Here is a 233-nt window from a genome sequence, read left to right as displayed (position 1 = left end):
TTCACCGTCTCGGGGACGATCCAGTAGTAGACCCAGGTGCCGCGCCGCTCGCAGTCGATCAACCCGGCCGTCCGCAGGACTTTGAGGTGATGGGAGATGGTGGGCGCGGTCAGGTCGAAGGCGTCGGTCAGGTCGCACACGCACGCCTCGCCGCCGGCGTGGGAGCCGATCATCGACAGCAGGCGGAGCCGGACCGGGTCGGCGACCGCCTTGAGCAGCACCGCCAGCTCGGC

The 233-nt window shown here is 70.0% G+C and carries 1 protein-coding gene; it reads right to left on the bottom strand.

Annotated elements, in window-relative coordinates; genetic code table 11:
• A partial coding sequence (locus tag ACWJ6R_RS38355; protein ID WP_449066851.1) for an ArsR/SmtB family transcription factor occupies window positions 1-233 on the bottom strand: 233 nt, incomplete at both ends.

This window comes from Planomonospora algeriensis (assembly GCF_977012225.1).
This window is presented reverse-complemented; position numbering and strand designations above follow the sequence as displayed.